Genomic DNA, 18,070 nt, shown 5'->3' with positions numbered 1-18,070 from the left:
CCATCTCTTCAACTCATTTATCGATGTGATTTTTTATCATCGACCAAGCTATACCAATAGGATAGCATTAGACGCACAAACTAATCCTCTTTTCGTTTTGCAGTTAACAGGGCTGCTGACAAGGCCAAGCTAACACCTGCCAAGAAAATGGCTGTTTCAGATTCTCCCTCACCTGTTTCTGGTAATCTATTTTGCTCTTCTTTTACTACTGAAACATTTGGTTTTATAGTCTGGTCATGAGCTAATAGCTCTACTGGATAATCTGGTTTTTCAAGAACAGGCGCTTCCTCATTTCCTACCGTGGCTAGAACACCATGATACTCTGGAAGTTTATGTTCTAGAGCCATTACAGCATTAACGCCACCCTTAAATTCAGGTTTCTCAACGCTTGGTGCCGCTTGATCTCCTACAGTAGCAAGAGTTCCTGTGTATTCTGGAACTTCGTTTACTGCTGCTTCTACAAAGTTAGCACCTCCTTTGAATTCTGGAACTTCATTGACTGCTGCTTCTACAAAGTTAGCACCTCCTTTGAATTCTGGAACTTCATTGACTGGAGCTGGCTCCTCGCCTTTACTACTTGAAATAGATGCTTTCACTCCTACTTCAACAATGCGATCCTGAGCCTTTCTTTCTTCAGAATGAACAAGATTTCTAGTAGTACCCAAAACTTGAATATAATCAACTTTTTCTCCATCTTGTCCTTCAGAAACGATACGACGTTGACCTTGAGCAAGTTCAGGGTTTTCACGAATAACTTCTTTAAACGGAAGCGGAGTCTTTTCAATTTCCAAACTTGGAGTTTCTGCTACTAAGTTCTTAACGCCTTCTGTTGGTGTTGTTTGGAAGGTAGACTTAAAGTGTAAACGATATTCTTTCACCAGATTTCCATCTTTGGAAACAAGACGAACTAGTGTTGGAAGATTGGCATTTCCAGAATCCACAACTGTAACTACTCCATGTCCACTAGTTGTTGCAGTGACTTTTGGTTTTGAACCCATTGTTGTTAGAGTGTAATCTGTCACATTTGGATCAAAGTTTTTCAATGCTTTTCCGTCGATCGAAATAGTCGCTGATGGTGTTTCCACTTCTGATCCCTTGCCTGCAGAGTAGGCTGTAAATTCTACAAGTGCAAGACCATTGGTGGTAGCCTTACGAGTCATGCGCGCACGAATAGCTGTCGTTTGAACCGGTTCAAAGTTAAACTCGATTGGTTTACCAGCTACTAATTCTCCAGAAGCTTTGTAAGAAATTGGTGCCCAATTTTCTGCCTTGTTAAATGGATGATCGGCATTTTCTTCGTAACGAGAAATCGTACTTGGTTCTGTAAAAGCAGGACCAATATATCTTTCTAGAACCATTTTCTCTGGAGCATCTGTGCCACTATCTTTAAAGAACTGAATGGCTACTTTCCCAATAGATTGAGAAGCAATTTTTCCATCCTTCTTAAAGAGTAATCCAACAGAAGTTTCTTGATTTTTCGGAGTACGAGACCAGTTTGTCCAACGTCCATCTTCATTGTATTTTCCATCATTGATATAGAAAATTCGATCATGTGAAGCTGCTTGAGTATCGTTCGTTGTCGAAGCAAAGGCTTTAGAATCAGTTTCATTGTTGCTTGGATTTTCTGAAATGACTTGATTGCCTTTAGAAACAACTGTCACCTGCATTTTAGTCGTTAGATTTGTACCAATGACATGACCGGTAACTTCAAATGTTCCCTCATGCTCTGTCGCATGTTCAGGAATAGCATCCCACTTCACTGCAAGTTTATCTGTAGTCCAATTAGTTGAAGTTGGATAATAAACACTTACTTCTGAAGGAAGTTGAAGATTGTCTCCAACATTCAAGATTTTAGCACTGTTTTCTGCAGCAAGAGGTTGACTAGTTTCTCTCTCATCATTGCGGAAAATTCGATATTCTTTCAACACCGTACCATCTTCTGCTTTCAAGATGAGACGTGTTGCACCTTTTGGACTTGTTGCAGGAACAACTGTTACCAAACCATTATTGCTAGCTGTTGCTGTGATTTCTTTGCTAGATTGAGGAATATAGTAATCTGTCTTAGATGGATTAAAATGTTCAAGATCCTTGCCATCTACCTTGATAGAAATCTCTGAACTTGTTTCACTTAAGACCTTGTTTCCAAGCACAGTTAGCTCTGTCAGACCAACACCTGATGTTCCATCTGCTTTCTTCATACGAATACGAACAGCGTAGGTTTCGACCTTGTCAAATGTGAAGTGATTGGTTTGAGTTGCAGACAGCTGACTTGGAGCATGTAAGTTTTCAACTGCTTTCCAATTGTCTGGATTATTAAATGGATGATTGCTATCTCGTTGCGCATGACTGACATCACTTGGTAAATCTGGAATTTCTTTACCTACATAATATTCAACTACATATTCTTTTGGAAGACCAATTGCTCCATCAGTATAGAAATCAACCGACAAATTGTTGACAAAACGCTTCGTCAAGTCTCCTGAATTACCAAATAAGATAGAAGCCCAGTCATTATCAGTATTTGTTCTCCAAGTAGTCCATCTATTTTTAGCATCTGATGGCGTTCTTGATACAGTCAAATCGTTCAAGGTGTTGGCTGTGTCATCTCCTCCTGTATTGGATACAATGGCAGCTGGTAATTGTGAACCTGTCCATTGTTTAGAGATATTATTTCCAGCAACCACTTGACTAGACACTCGAACATGAGCTTTAGTTGTCAGATTGCTACCTACTAAACGACCATTGATTTCATAGACCCCTTCAGTTTGACTAAAGTTGGCTGGAACCTGATCCCAAACAACATCTTTGTAGATAGTTGTTCCGTTAGAATGGTAAGCCCGGACATTAGCTGGCAATTGAACCGTCTCACCCTTAGGTACTGTGAGACTGATTTCCTCAGCAACTTGCAATCCTTCAACCGTTACAGTCGCTTGAGCTTCAATATCTGTGCCTTCCACATGTCCTTTAAGCGTAAAGCTATGATAGTGCCCCAACTCTTTTTCATCTACCTTATCCCAAGCTACAGATACTTTGCGTGGCAAGCCCTTATCAAATTCTGCTCCAACTTCTTTAGGTAGATTCGGTTGCTGATTGATATCTGTAGAAACAGACACAGGATGAAGTTTCACAATCTTCTTGCTGACTTTATTTTCTTTAATCACCACTTCAGTGGTTACAGATTCTGTTTTCTCTGTTTGATTATCGATTCGAGGTGTCAAAGTCACTCTTCCCTTAGTATAGAGCAATAGATTCTGACCATTCACCTCAAGATGTCCCCCATCAGATGATTTAGCTTCTAAGTGAATATCTGAAGCCGAAAACTCTGTTTGCGAACCATCCTCATAACGACCAATGACGTGATAAGTTAATACTTGATCTTCAGTGGCAGTTTCTTTTCCTTCTACAACCACTTCCAAACGTTTCAAAGCAGGAGCTTCCTTCACAAACTGAATTAAGTAAGTTTGAACCAAGTCACCCTTTTGGTCACTCAAGAAGACAGAAGCCTGATAACCATTATCAGCAGAAGCTTGCTGAACAGTTACTTGATATCCGGTAGTCTGAGCTCCAACACTTGGAATAGTTGCAGTGTAAGGAAGGGATACACGGTAATAGGTCTTGCCAGACTCAAAATTCTCAAGAGCTTTATCCCCAACAGTAAGTCCTGTAATGCTACTTGTTGTTTCCTTACTACTTGCGATAAAGGTTGCAGTCACTTCACGGTCATCATCTACCAATTTACCAGTAGCCTCCGTACGTCCACCTTCCTTGTTCAAAGCAGCAGGGTCTTTCAAGGTCCAAGAAACAACATCAGTATCAATCAAGCTACCATCTGTCAGAATAGCTGTGACCGTTTTATCCAAATCAGCCGCATTCGTTCCAACTGGGACTGTAGCAACTTTTGGTAACCATCTATCTAAAGCAATCACTTTAACAAGTGCCTCAGCTTTAGTTTCCAAACCTTCTACACGTCCAGATACTTTTTTCTCACCTGCGCTTGTAAGCAAGTCAGATGGCATTTCCCAAGTTACAGTCTTTTCCTCAACACTACCGTCACTATAAATAGCTGTTACTGTTTGAGGTAATTCAGGATTTGTCGTCACATCAGTTGTTGCTTTTACAGGAGCAAAGGCTACAAAGTGACGATTTTCTTTCTTACCAGACACCGTTGCGACCGTTGCGCTATCAGATGTCAAACCAGCAGAATCTGCATAAAGAGTAAATTTACCTTCTTTTTCTGTTGATTTTACAATGACAACCCCTTTACCATTGAAAGCACGTCTTTGCCATGTTCCATCTGCTTGAGCTTTGTAGCGTTCACGACTAGCTTGTTCTCCATTATCCACACCAACGATTTGTCCCTGACCATGAAGATTGAAATGAACAAGATTGTTAGCTGTAGGAACCACATTACCATCGCCATCAACAATTTCATAATGGATGTAGGATAGGTCCTTTCCATCTGCAGTGATAACATGCTCTTCTTTAGTCAGACGAACTCTTGCTGGCTCCCCAGCAGTTGTCACACTATCACGCGCAATTTCGTTGCCATTTTCATCTCGAGCAATCGCAGTCAGTGTGCCTGGTTGGTATTTCACAAGCCACTCAAGATACAATTCACTTGGTTTAGCTCCCTCATGATATGGACGTCCATCTTCTGTCCTTTTCTTAGTAAATTCCTTTTTACCAAGCGACTCTCCATTTAAGAACAATTCGACGCTTGCAGCATTTGAGAAGGTACGAACCGGAACCTTTCCATCAATCAGCATCTTGCGATCCTTAAGGGTCTCTTCAGTCCAATTCCAATGTGGTAAAATGCGAACAGTTGGCTTTTCTTTAGCACTATACCATTCACTACGGTAAAGGTAGAAATCATTCTTTGGTAAACCAGCTGTATCAATAATACCAAAGTAAGAGCTCTTGACAGGTGTACTATCTTGGTTATGCCATGGAGTCGGTTCTCCAATATAGTCAATTCCTGTCCAGATAAATTGTCCAGCATAGCCAGCACGATCACGGTCAAAAGTCCATGATTCAGTAGCTGTTCTTCCCCATCCAACACGGTCATTACCATAGTCAGATTGTTCATAGTGACGATTTGGACGATTGTCATGTCCAAGGATTTGAGCAGGGTTATAATAAGAATCACGCGTCCTAGTAGCTGAAGAAGTTTCAGAACCATAAATGAGCCAGTCTGGATGCGCTCTACGAACAGCATCATAATTACGTTCACCATAGTTCATACCGACAGCATCCATAATTTCTGCGAGTTTCAAGAAATCACCTGTCGCCGCACGACTAAATTTGTTTTCCCCCATGGTTACATAACGCTCAGTATCAATCGCTTTGATAACTGCCTTCAAGCGTTTAGCAGTTTCGATAGAACGAGGACTACCATTTGCCTCCTCTACCTCATTTCCAAGAGACCACATGACGATAGACGGATTGTTCTTATCACGTTCTACCATTGTTCTGAGATCAAAATCAGACCACTTCTCACCCTTCTTAGCCTCCGGATGAGTTGCATCTTGATCAAAGAACCGTCCATAGTCGTAAGTCTTCTTGCCACCATACCAAGTATCAAAAGCTTCCTCTTGAACCAAAAGACCTAAACTAGCTGCAGCATCAAGCAACTGAGGACTCGCTGGATTGTGGGTTGTTCGAATAGAGTTAACCCCCATATCTTTCAAGAGTTTTAATTTACGATAGGTAGCCTTATAATTCTCTTCTGCCCCCAAGGCTCCATTGTCATGGTGAATACTTACTCCGTGGAATTTCATGCGTTCACCATTCAGAGAGAAACCTTCCTTAGCAGTCCAATTGAAATAACGGTAACCAAATGTATCTTCTGTTACATCAACTAGTTGACCTTCTTTATAAACCTTTGTTTTCAACACATACAGTTGAGGATGATAACTTTTTGTCGTCCAAAGAGTTGGTTTATTAACTAGGATTGTTTGTCTGAAATCTGCAGTTTCATTTTCTGCTAAATTCTTCGTTTCAGAGCGGACTAATTCTGAAACAACCTTACCTTCCTTAGTAAAAATTTGTTGTTCCACAAAGACTTTAGCAGCCTTCTTATCCGTATTTTTAATCTTACTTTGAACCTGTGTTTCAACATTCCCTTCTTTTTGCTCAGCAAGTTTTGGAGTAGTGATATGATTACCATTTTCGGCAACATGGACTTTATCACGATAACTAAGGGTTACATCACGATAAATCCCACTTCCTGAGTACCAACGACTACTTGGTTGCTTATTGGTCACTTGAACAGTAATTGAATTTTCACTACCATCCTTGTTTAAAAATTCTGTGATATCATATGAAAAATGATTATAGCCACTTGGATAATGTCCGACAAATTTACCATTTACATAGACCTTTGAATCCATGTAAACCCCATCAAAATTGATACGAACATCCTTATTCTTGTCTGCTTCGTCTAATGTGAAAGTCTTACGATACCAAGCTGTTCCACCATTTAACTGCCCACCTTCATTACGAGCGGGAGACTTGTGATCAAAGTCAAAATAAATACTCCAATCATGAGGAAGATTCAATTTAGACCAATCATGAACATCCACATCTTTTTTTGAAAAATCTCCTTGGGCATTTAGTTTAAAATACCAATCTTTATTAAAATCTTGTTTTCGTTCCGATAATAGCTGTTTTTCCTTTTCAACTTCGGCTTTGTTTGACTCTCTAGACAGCACCAGCACTTGCGATTTTTCAGAAGAAGGTTTAATCTCTGTGTCTGCTTTCACTTGGTCCTTTTCAGAAGTTTTTTTAGAATCCTCTTTCACTTCTGTTCCAGCTGTTACTGCAGATTCAACAGGCTTTGGATTTGCCTCTTCAGATTTCTGTTTGTTATCAGCCTTGTTTCCTTCTTCTACTTTATTTGGAGTTTCCCCTTTAGGACTAACCAATTCACGACTACTCTCGTTAATAGGTGTAGTAGGTTCTGTATCCTTAGTCACTTTGTCTTCTGCCGATTCAGCTTTTGGTTTTACAAACTCACGCCCACCATTCTCATCAGCCTTTGCAATAGCAGCTACCACATCATCGGGAAGCTTATCTAAAGGTTGAGCTTGATGAACAGTTGTTTCTTCTGTTTTAGCATTGGATGAAGCCACCTCCTCAGCTTGTACAGCAGAAATACCAAATATACTAGCCCCAATCATTACAGATGCCGCACCTATTGCAAATTTACGAATGCTATAATGACAACGTTTATCAAAAAGTCTTTTGTTCATTAAAATCCTCATTTCTTTTCCTTGATACAAAGTAAGCGTTTACTTTGTTTTAAAAAATAACCTCCTTCTGAATACACAAACAAGTACCAAGTTTTATAATATATTTTATATATTAAATATATCAAAACGCACCTTAAATTGCAATTATTTTCCATTAATTTAACCCAATAAAATGATATATAAGAAGGGGTCATTTAAAAGGAATAGTTGCAATGAAAATAGCTTTCGATTCTAGACTCTTTCTACTACAAATTGAATTCCATTAATATCTTTTTCAAACTTCAAATTTATAGTTTATAGACTGCATTACTCTACATAAAAAGAAGGCGAACCTTGTTCTACCTCCTTCTACACTATTTTCCCTTAAATTCCGCAAAAGTCTGTAAGATTTTGGCTGCTACTGCTGGAGAAGGAGCTCCTTTTAGCTCTAACGTTTCATCTGCATATGGAGTAAGGCCAGCAAAGTCTCCTATCTGAACTGAATAAAGAGATGTCTTAAACAGTTCAATATCGTTTTGATCATTTCCAAAGGCGATGAAGTTTTCCCCACATAACGTTTCAACTGTTGTAGCCTTGTGAGTATCTAAGGGGTTGACATAAAGACACTTTTCATGCGCATGATAAGACAGATGAGCCTGCCCCAGTCTTTCTAACTGACCAAGAAGATCATCAAGCAAATCCTCGTGGTCGCCCATATAAACGACTATCTTAATCGGAGTCCCTAAGTCCTCGAGTTTCTGATGACGAGCTACCTTTAGGGGGTCCACACTGGAGAAAAATGGAATCTTCTCCACAATCTGACCACTATAGTCAAAGCAATCATCTACAAAGAAAGGGAGATTATAAGTCTGGCAATAATCCACTAGCGCCTGATAAACTTTAGCATCGAGATTCCTTTCGAAGATAGCCTTCCCCAGATGATAGGCTACGCCTCCATTCAACCCTATGACCAAGCGCTGACTGAGTTCGGAACCTAATAAACCCAAACAATCCCGATAAGAGCGAGCTGAGGCAAACACAAGCTCATGACCATAATCTTCAGCCTTTAAAAGAACCTGCTGAATCTCATCGTCTATGGTCATGTAGTCAAAAGATAGCGTTCCATCCAGATCAAATACGAATTTCATTTTCCTAGTCCTTGTTTAGTGTTCGAAACGCTGACTGATAGGTTTGCTCCATTAGCATGGTAATCGTCATAGGACCAACTCCACCAGGTACAGGTGTGATGTGACTAGCCAGTGGTGCAACAGCATCATAATCAACATCTCCACAAAGCTTGCCATTTTCATCTCGGTTCATCCCAACGTCAATGACAACCGCTCCTGGCTTGACAAAGTCAGCAGTCACAAACTTAGCGCGACCGATTGCAACCACAAGAATATCTGCCTTAGCAGCCACCTTGGCAAGATGATGGGTGCGTGAGTGGGTCAAGGTCACTGTTGCATTCTTAGCCAAAAGTAGCTGAGCCATCGGTTTTCCAACGATATTTGAACGACCGATAACAACCGCATTTTTACCTTCCAGGTCAATCCCATACTCATGAAACATCTCCATAATTCCTGCAGGTGTCGAAGGAATCATAACTGGATGACCAGACCAGAGGCGTCCCATGTTTAGGGGATGGAAACCATCCACGTCTTTTTCCGGGTCAATGGCTAATAAAACTGCCTCTTCATCGATATGTTTGGGTAAAGGTAACTGAACCAAAATCCCATGCCAAGCTGAATCTTGATTGTATTTAGCAATCAAGTCCAACAATTCCGCTTGGGTAATAGTCTCTGGAACTCGCACAACTTCACTACGGAAACCAGCAGCGAGAGCTGACCGTTCCTTGTTGCGAACGTAGACTTGGCTGGCAGGATTGTCCCCCACCAAAATCACCACCAATCCTGGAACTAGACCTGTTTCTTCTTTTAGTTTAGCAGTCTTTTCAGCCAACTGTCCTTGTAACTTAGCTGCAAGAGCCTTCCCATCAATAATCTGTGCCATATTTCTTCTCTTTTCTATCAAATATCTTCTATTATATCAAAAAATACCTTGCCATTCTAACACTTCTTGACTAATAGACCTTATAGTTTGAAACTATAAGAAAAAGCTCTTATCGAGCTTTTAGCGCCTATTTATCTTAAGCAAGTCTATCATGATTTCTTTTTGACCTTGGGAGCAGGCAAAACTTCGTACATATCCTTGATTAGTCTCGCTAGAAATGACTTGTCTTCAAGGTCTTCTAGTAAAATCATCTCCTTGGCTCCTTCATAAGGACGTTCAAGTCTTGTCTGGCCCAGTTGATCCATGATCACCTTCACAGGCTTCAATAACAAACGATTATCATAGATTCCCCCAATAATCTTCCCACGATAATAAAGGATATACTCTCCCATCATTGGACGATAACTTATCTCCCCTAGTTCCGATAGCTGTTCAAGAATAAAATCTAAATATTCTTTACTGGAAGCCATGATGCCTACTCCATTTCTTCTAAAAATGAGGTCTTACAAAACCTTACTCAAAAAATCCTTGGTCCGTTGTTCTTGGGTTTGGTCAAAAATCTCCTCTGGCCTTCCATCTTCAACAACANCCCCATCCGCCATAAAGATAACACGGTCTGCTACCTCACGCGCAAAGCCCATTTCATGCGTCACAATCACCATAGTCATCCCTGACTTAGCGAGGTCTTGCATAACAGCTAGAACTTCTCCAACCATCTCAGGGTCTAGAGCTGAAGTCGGCTCATCAAAGAGCAAAACATCTGGCTCCATTGCCAGTCCACGCGCAATAGCAATCCGTTGTTGCTGGCCACCTGACAAACTCTGTGGATAGGCCGTTGCCTTATCTGGCAAGCCAACTTTTTCTAAAAGTTCCTGTGCTCTCTTTTCCGCAACTTCCTTGCTTTCACCTTTGGTCTTGATCGGAGACAAGGTGATATTTTCCAGCACTGTCATATTGGGAAAGAGGTTGAATTGTTGGAATACCATGCCCATCTTTTCACGCATAGCAAAAAGGTCATTTTTCTTATCAGTGATATCAACTCCTTCAAAGATAACCTTACCTTTACTCGCTTCTTCGAGAAGATTCATCGAGCGAAGGAGGGTTGATTTTCCGCTACCCGACGGACCAATAATCACCACGACTTCCCCTCTTTTGATCTCAAGGTCAATCCCTTTCAAGACTTCATTCTTCCCAAAAGACTTATGCAAGCCTTCGATTTTTATCAAGGTTTCTGTCATTATTTCTTGTCTCCTTGTCCAATGTAATTTTCAAATGCTTTCAAGGCTACTGTCAAAACAGAAGTCATAATCAAGTAATAAAAGGCTGCAAATAAAAGGGGAGTCAACGGTAAATAAGTTGTTGTTGCTACTGTCGTTGCTCCATTCCAAAGTTCCATGACTCCGATTGTTGACAAAAGCGAACTATCCTTGATAATGGTAATAAATTCATTTCCCAATGCTGGCAAAATATTTTTGATAGCCTGTGGCAAAATGACATAACGCATGGCATTTTTCGGACGAATACCAAGAGAGTAAGCGGCCTCTAACTGACCTTTAGGAACCGCATTGATCCCCGCACGAACAGTTTCTGAAACGTAAGCTCCACTGTTCATCGAGATAATCAGAATACCAGGAATCAAACGAGAAAGATCAACTCCTAAAATTCCCACTTGAATAGTGGGCGCATCGATATGCATGAGGGCAAATGCAATCATAATTTGCACCATCATCGGTGTTCCTCGGAAAATCCATACATAGACATTTGCAAACCAGACAAGAGGCTTAAAACGTGAGCGTTGAGCAAAGGCCAATAAGACACCTAGAATGGTACCGAAAAAGACTACCAGAATTGAAATCACTACAGTGATAAGAGCTCCGTAATTAAAATAAGGTAAATACTTTGGTAAAAAGGAAAAATTCATATAAACTCAGCTTTCTAAACATTAGATTGTATGATTATAACATAATCTGAATTAAAATACAAACCTTATTTCCTTTTTCCAACAAATATTTTTAAGGAAATGATAAATAGCAATAAATCTTAGTTTTTTCTAGTCAACTTCCCGTGGTTTATGGTAAAATAGTAACGATAAGAAATGGAGGAGAATCATAATGGAATCACATTTGGTTAGAATCATTAACCGCCTAGAAGCTATGACAAAAGATGGCGGAAATCTAAAACGTAATTTTGAACGTGAAGGTGTTGTTGTCGCAGAAGTTGCATACAGCCACGACGAAGAAAACGGATCACTCTTCACCCTTCGCGATGTTGAAGCACGTGAAACCTATACCTTTGATAGCATTGACTTGATTGCAATGGAGATCTACGAACTCCTTTACTAATAAAAAAGCAGCAGGGAAAACCTGACTGATGAACGAGAATCCTTTTTGTCCCTGCAAATGGGATTTTTTCTTACCCTCATAAGCAAAGATTTTCTTAGAGAACTTCTCTCGAAATCTCCCTAACCCAATCTTTTTACTTGCTTTACACCTTAATCATGCTATAATGAGAGTATAAAACTTTGACTATTTTTGACCTTTTTCTTAGGCCAAGAATAAGAATGAAATGAGGTAGATGTATGCTCTGTCAAAACTGTAAAATAAACGACTCAACAATTCATCTCTATACCAACATCAATGGACAGCAAAAACAAATTGATCTCTGTCAAAATTGCTATAAAATTATCAAAACAGACCCAAACAATACCCTCTTTAAAGGAATGACTGACCTAAACAATCGTGACTTTGATCCTTTCGGAGACTTTTTCAATGATTTGAACAATTTCAGACCTTCTTCTAATAACATCCCTCCCACTCAATCAGGTGATGGTCACGGTGGAAATGGGGGTTATGGACCTCAAAACCGCGGCCCACTTCAAACACCTCCTAGCCAAGAAAGAGGACTCCTAGAGGAATATGGTATCAACATTACTGAGATTGCTCGTAGAGGAGATATTGACCCTGTTATCGGTCGAGATGAAGAGATTATCCGTGTTATCGAAATCCTCAACCGTCGAACCAAGAACAATCCTGTCCTCATCGGAGAACCAGGTGTTGGTAAAACTGCCGTTGTGGAAGGTCTAGCTCAGAAAATTGTCGATGGTGATGTTCCCCACAAACTCCAAGGCAAGCAGGTCATCCGTCTGGATGTGGTTAGTCTAGTTCAAGGAACAGGTATTCGAGGCCAATTTGAAGAGCGTATGCAAAAGCTCATGGAAGAAATCCGCAAACGCGAGGACATCATTCTCTTTATCGATGAAATCCATGAAATTGTTGGTGCAGGATCTGCTGGCGATGGCAATATGGATGCAGGAAATATCCTCAAACCTGCCCTTGCCCGTGGTGAATTGCAACTGGTCGGTGCCACTACTCTCAATGAATACCGTATCATTGAAAAAGATGCTGCTCTAGAGCGCCGTATGCAGCCTGTTAAGGTAGATGAACCAACTGTCGAAGAAACCATTACCATCCTCAAAGGGGTTCAAAAAAAATACGAAGACTACCATCACGTCAAGTATACTGATGCTGCTATCGAAGCTGCTGCAAATCTTTCCAACCGCTACATCCAAGACCGTTTCTTACCAGACAAGGCTATTGACCTGTTGGATGAAGCTGGTTCTAAGATGAATCTGACACTGAACTTTGTTGATCCTAAAGTGATTGACCAGCGTTTAATTGAAGCTGAGAATCTCAAGGCTCAGGCTACACGAGAGGAAGACTTTGAAAAGGCTGCCTATTTCCGCGATCAGATTGCCAAGTACAAGGAAATGCAGAAAAACAAGGTGACCGATCAGGATACTCCTATCATTAGCGAGAAAACAATCGAACACATCATCGAGCAGAAAACCAATATCCCTGTTGGTGAGCTAAAAGAAAAGGAACAATCTCAGCTTATCCATCTAGCAGACGACCTCAAAGCTCATGTCATTGGTCAAGATGAAGCTGTCGATAAGATTGCCAAAGCCATCCGTCGTAATCGTGTTGGACTTGGTACTCCTAACCGCCCAATCGGAAGTTTCCTCTTTGTCGGACCAACTGGTGTCGGTAAGACAGAACTCTCTAAACAACTAGCCATTGAGCTCTTTGGCACTGCTGACAGCATGATTCGCTTTGATATGAGTGAATACATGGAAAAACACAGTGTGGCTAAATTAGTCGGTGCCCCTCCAGGTTATGTTGGTTATGATGAAGCTGGGCAACTGACTGAAAAGGTTCGTCGCAATCCATATTCTCTCATCCTTCTCGATGAAGTTGAAAAAGCCCATCCAGATGTGATGCACATGTTCCTCCAAGTCTTGGACGATGGTCGTTTGACAGACGGGCAAGGGCGCACAGTTAGCTTCAAGGATGCCATCATTATCATGACCTCAAATGCGGGTACTGGTAAGGCCGAAGCCAGCGTTGGTTTTGGAGCTGCTCGTGAAGGTCGAACCAACTCTGTTCTCGGTGAACTCGGCAACTTCTTTAGTCCTGAGTTTATGAACCGTTTTGACGGCATCATCGAATTTAAACCTCTCAGCAAGGACAACCTTCTCCAAATCGTCGAACTCATGCTAGCGGATGTCAACAAACGCCTCTCCAGCAACAACATCCACCTCGATGTGACGGACAAGGTCAAGGAAAAGTTGGTTGACTTGGGATATGATCCAAAAATGGGAGCACGGCCACTCCGCCGTACCATTCAAGACCATATCGAGGATGCCATCACAGACTACTACCTTGAAAACCCAAGTGAAAAAGACCTCAAGGCAGTCATGACAAGCAATGGTAAGATTCAAATCAAATCTGCCAAAAAAACTGAAAAAACAGAAGAGATTGCTTCTGAAAAAGAAGAATAAAACGATCTAACAGGTGCAGGAAGTCCATCAATTTCTGCACCTTTTTTTACTAAAATAACTGTTTATTCTTGACAGCTCGCCCCTCGTCCATTATGATAATAATAAAGATACTAGAGAATGAGGAAAGTTCAATGGCAAATCCAACTTTTGGTGAAAAAAAAGAAAATGTGACCTACTTGCCTCGCTACGGCGTTTACGCAGTTATTCCTGATGCAGAAAAAAAACAAATCGTTCTAGTTCAAGCTCCCAATGGTGCTTGGTTCTTGCCAGGTGGAGAGATTGAAGCGGGAGAAGACCATCAAGAAGCGCTGAAAAGGGAACTCATCGAAGAACTAGGTTTTACTGCTGAAATCGGAAGCTATTTCGGACAAGCTGATGAGTATTTCTACTCTCGTCACCGTGACACCTACTACTACAATCCTGCTTATCTCTACGAAGCTATTTCTTTCCAAGAAGTACAAAAACCTTTAGAAGACTTTAATCATATTGCTTGGTTTCCTATTGACGAGGCAATAGAAAAACTCAAACGTGGTAGCCACAAATGGGGAATTGAAGCTTGGAAAATCCAGCATGGAATTGACTAAAATACACGATTTTATCCAAAAAGTGCTATAATAGAGTTAGAAAATCGGAGGAACTATTATGAAGCTTATCAACACGACTAATTCACACTCGCAACTTGTTAAAAGCCAATTAGAAAATACTGATGCAACTCTAGTTGAGGTCTATTCCGCTGGAAACACAGATGTGATTTTCACACAAGCTCCGCTTCACTATGAAATCCTCATTTCCAACAAACACCGCGCTATTCGTGAACCAGAAATCGAAACCATCCAAGATTTCTTCATGAAACGTAAAATCGATAAAGATAATATCGATGAAGCTAATATCAAGACGCTTTATTCAGATAAATTGATTGAAATTTCTATTCCTACAAAATAAGAAAGCCAGCCAAAAGCTGGTTTTCTTTTGCAAAAAAAGATTGGTAGTTTCTACCAATCTTTTATTTTTATTTCACAGCTTCTTTCAAAGCGTCTACCTTGTCCAAACGTTCCCATGGAAGGTCAATATCTGTACGTCCCATGTGTCCATATGCTGCTGTTTGACGGTAGATCGGACGTTTGAGGTCCAGCATTTGGATAATTCCTGCTGGGCGAAGGTCAAAGATTTGACGAGCCGCTTTTTCAAGTTTGCTTTCAGCTACTGTTCCTGTGCCAAAGGTATCGATACGGACAGAAACAGGCTGCGCAACACCGATAGCGTAGGCCAATTGAACTTCTGCCTTCTTAGCCAGACCCGCTGCAACGATGTTTTTAGCAATATAGCGAGCCGCATAAGAGGCTGAGCGGTCAACCTTAGTCGCATCCTTACCAGAGAAGGCACCACCACCGTGACGAGAGTAGCCACCATAAGTATCCACAATAATCTTACGACCAGTCAAACCTGAGTCCCCTTGAGGTCCACCGATAACAAAGCGACCAGTCGGATTGATGAAGAATTTTGTTTGTTCATCCAGGTAAGAAGCTGGAATGACTTCTTTAATGACCTTGTTAATCACATCTTTGTGAATTTGTTCGTTGCTGACTTCTGGATCGTGCTGAGTTGAAATAACGACTGTGTCCACACGTACTGGACGGTCATTTTCATCATACTCGACTGTCACTTGCGATTTGGCATCTGGGCGAAGATAGCTGATTTCACCAGATTTTCGAAGTTCTGCCAAACGACGAACCAGTTTGTGACTAAGTGAAATTGGCAATGGCATGAGTTCCTCTGTCTCATCCACTGCAAATCCAAACATGAGCCCTTGGTCACCAGCTCCAATCAAGTCCAGCGGGTCTTGATCCGCATTCCCACGAACTTCCAAGGCTTCATTAACTCCTTGAGCAATATCTGGAGACTGCTCAACAAGTGACGGATGAACTCCCACCGTCTCCGCAGAAAAACCATATTCTGTATTGGTATAGCCAATCTCTGCAATGGTATCACGAACCACACGGTTAATATCCACATAGGCATTTGTAGAAATTTCACCAAAAACGTGGACAGAACCAGTATAAACAGCTGTCTCAGCAGCAACGTGCGCTTCTGGGTCCTCTGCTAAAATAGCATCCAAAATCGCATCTGAAATTTGGTCTGCAATCTTATCTGGATGCCCCTCAGATACAGATTCAGACGTGAATAATTTACGTTCTGACATAAAAATGTCCCCCCTTAAAAAATATTGTTATAGAGTTACAAAGTACTGATAGAAATTTCTACCATCTTATCGGGACTATATAACCTTATCATTATACCACTTTTTACTTTTTTTTGCAGTATTTTTGAAAATTCATAAAACGACGTTAGAAAAAGGAGCCTTGTAGCTCCAATTTTATACTTAAAATGTTTGGCGTTTGGCTTTACGCTCGGCACGACCACGTGCACGATTTTCAGCACGCTTGGTTTTGCGACGTTTTTCATCCACCGCCCATTGAATCTTCTTCTTGTAACCTGGTTTAATTTTTTTCTTTTTCTTTTTAACCAAACCAATCATTTCAATATCAAGCTTATCCTGCTTCTTTTCACGGTTGGCACGACGATCACGATCGTAAGTATCTTGGAACTCTCCGTCTTTGACCATCTTAGGAATAAACTTGATTCCTAATTTCTCCAACTCACGGATATCCGAGTCATCACTTGGCTGGTAAAGGGTAATAGCTGTACCAGGTAGACCATTGCGTCCAGTCCGTCCGACACGGTGAACAAAGAAAGATAAATCCTGCGGAATGGCGTCATTGATGACATGACTAACACCTTCAATGTCAATTCCACGCGCTGCCAAGTCCGTTGCGACAATGTACTCAAAATCGAGATTTTTCACCTGATTCATGATCCGCTTACGCTCACGAGGGGCAATATCTCCATGAATCTTAGCCACCTTCAAACCTTGAGCTGTTAGGTATGTATGCAATTCATCCGCACGCGTTTTGGTATTTACAAAAATCATAGCCAGATAAGGTTGCATGACCTGAGTCAATTCATAAATCTGAGCATTCTTATCACGTCCTTTGGTCGAAATCAACCAGTTATCAATGGTATCAGAGATAACTGTTTTTGTTTTGATTTTTTCCATAACAGGATTTGACAAGTATTTTTTCAAGAATGGCTGCAACTTTTGTGGAATAGTTGCTGAGAAGACCATAAATTGCAAGTCCTTAGGAAGACTTCCTGCAATCTTATCAACTGTCTCTAAGAATCCCATATCCAAGGTCATATCGGCTTCATCGACAACAAAGGTCTTGGCCTTGTGAATAGCCAAATCACCAGATTTGACCAAGTCATAGATACGACCTGGAGTCCCGATGACAATATGTGGCTGGTTACTTGCCAATTTATCAATCTGACGAGCCTTGTCCGTACCACCCACATAGTTGACCACACGGACTTCGACATCTGAGTGGGCCGCAATCTGACGAGCCGCTTGGTAGATCTGAGTAGCTAACTCACGACTTGGAGCAGTGATGACCGCTTGCACACTTTCACTTGTTTCATCCAGTTGCTGGAAAATCGGTAGGAGGAAAGTGTGGGTCTTTCCTGAACCTGTTTTTGATTCACCAACCAAGTCTTGACCTGCCAAGACAATGGGAATTAACTTATCTTGAACCTCTGTCGGAGTTGTAAAATTCAACTCTTCCAAAGCCTTTTCTATATAATTTTTAAACTGAAATTTCGTAAATGACATATTATCCTCGATTCTATTCATCTAACCATTATACCATATTTTGAACATTTTCAGTAGTCCAACTCATCTGACCTATCACAAGGCTCTCAATTTCTCCAAATACCACTCTTAGACTTAAAATTAAACATTTGATTTCTAATAAAAATACAAAAAGAGAAGACCAAATTAGTCTTCTCTCAGCCTTAAAGCTTGTGACTCAGATAGATTTGTCAAACAGTCAACTACCTGCTTAATAATCTTATAAAAGTCGATATACTCTAGATAAAATCA

12 protein-coding genes are annotated in these 18,070 nt (G+C 40.8%); 4 read left to right on the top strand and 8 right to left on the bottom strand.

The features are described 5' to 3' along the window. Window positions 1–80: 80 nt before the first annotated feature. The 6 genes from D8803_RS05015 to D8803_RS04990 form a co-directional block, all read right to left on the bottom strand. Window positions 81–7,250, bottom strand: a complete 7,170-nt coding sequence (locus tag D8803_RS05015) for an SIALI-17 repeat-containing surface protein (protein WP_131200445.1) — start codon at window positions 7,248–7,250, stop codon at window positions 81–83. Between the two features lie 353 nt (window positions 7,251–7,603). Continuing rightward, window positions 7,604–8,377 carry an HAD hydrolase family protein gene (locus D8803_RS05010; protein ID WP_061416471.1) on the bottom strand — a complete coding sequence of 258 codons (774 nt, stop codon included), beginning with the start codon at window positions 8,375–8,377 and terminating at the stop codon, window positions 7,604–7,606. 4 nt (window positions 8,378–8,381) lie between these two features. Then, complete coding sequence (locus D8803_RS05005) at window positions 8,382–9,239, bottom strand: bifunctional methylenetetrahydrofolate dehydrogenase/methenyltetrahydrofolate cyclohydrolase (protein ID WP_061416469.1); 858 nt, start codon at window positions 9,237–9,239, stop codon at window positions 8,382–8,384. Between the two features lie 149 nt (window positions 9,240–9,388). Next, a complete protein-coding gene (locus tag D8803_RS05000) occupies window positions 9,389–9,709 on the bottom strand; it encodes a TfoX/Sxy family protein (protein ID WP_061416467.1) in 321 nt (106 codons plus the stop codon). A 33-nt stretch (window positions 9,710–9,742) separates the two neighbouring features. After that, window positions 9,743–10,477, bottom strand: a complete 735-nt coding sequence (locus D8803_RS04995; protein WP_131200444.1) for an amino acid ABC transporter ATP-binding protein — start codon at window positions 10,475–10,477, stop codon at window positions 9,743–9,745. After that, window positions 10,477–11,160: an amino acid ABC transporter permease gene (locus D8803_RS04990; RefSeq protein ID WP_001011625.1), complete on the bottom strand. Its 684-nt coding sequence runs from the start codon at window positions 11,158–11,160 to the stop codon at window positions 10,477–10,479. The genes D8803_RS04995 and D8803_RS04990 overlap by 1 nt, the downstream gene beginning before the upstream one ends. A gap of 190 nt (window positions 11,161–11,350) precedes the next feature. On the opposite strand from D8803_RS04990, the gene D8803_RS04985 reads away from it, so the two are divergent. From D8803_RS04985 to D8803_RS04970, 4 genes are all read left to right on the top strand, one after another. Beyond that, the gene (locus tag D8803_RS04985; protein WP_000443577.1) at window positions 11,351–11,581 is read left to right on the top strand and encodes a DUF1797 family protein; all 231 of its coding nucleotides are present in this window, start codon (window positions 11,351–11,353) and stop codon (window positions 11,579–11,581) included. A 236-nt stretch (window positions 11,582–11,817) separates the two neighbouring features. Beyond that, a complete protein-coding gene (locus tag D8803_RS04980) occupies window positions 11,818–14,076 on the top strand; it encodes an ATP-dependent Clp protease ATP-binding subunit (RefSeq protein ID WP_131200443.1) in 2,259 nt (752 codons plus the stop codon). Window positions 14,077–14,207: 131 nt separating this feature from the next. Then, window positions 14,208–14,660: an NUDIX hydrolase gene (locus D8803_RS04975; RefSeq protein WP_131200442.1), complete on the top strand. Its 453-nt coding sequence runs from the start codon at window positions 14,208–14,210 to the stop codon at window positions 14,658–14,660. Window positions 14,661–14,718: 58 nt separating this feature from the next. Then, the gene (locus D8803_RS04970; RefSeq protein ID WP_131200441.1) at window positions 14,719–15,018 is read left to right on the top strand and encodes a DUF1827 family protein; all 300 of its coding nucleotides are present in this window, start codon (window positions 14,719–14,721) and stop codon (window positions 15,016–15,018) included. A 67-nt stretch (window positions 15,019–15,085) separates the two neighbouring features. On the opposite strand, the gene metK is transcribed toward D8803_RS04970, so the two are convergent. Together metK and D8803_RS04960 are read right to left on the bottom strand one after the other, a co-directional pair. Continuing rightward, on the bottom strand, window positions 15,086–16,276 hold the full coding sequence (gene metK / locus D8803_RS04965) for a methionine adenosyltransferase (protein WP_131200440.1): 1,191 nt from the start codon (window positions 16,274–16,276) through the stop codon (window positions 15,086–15,088). Window positions 16,277–16,456: 180 nt separating this feature from the next. Next, window positions 16,457–17,800: a DEAD/DEAH box helicase gene (locus D8803_RS04960; RefSeq protein ID WP_131200439.1), complete on the bottom strand. Its 1,344-nt coding sequence runs from the start codon at window positions 17,798–17,800 to the stop codon at window positions 16,457–16,459. Between the last annotated feature and the right edge of the window lie 270 nt (window positions 17,801–18,070).

Source organism: Streptococcus oralis (assembly GCF_003943385.1).
Taxonomy (GTDB): domain Bacteria; phylum Bacillota; class Bacilli; order Lactobacillales; family Streptococcaceae; genus Streptococcus; species Streptococcus oralis_CA.
This window is presented reverse-complemented; position numbering and strand designations above follow the sequence as displayed.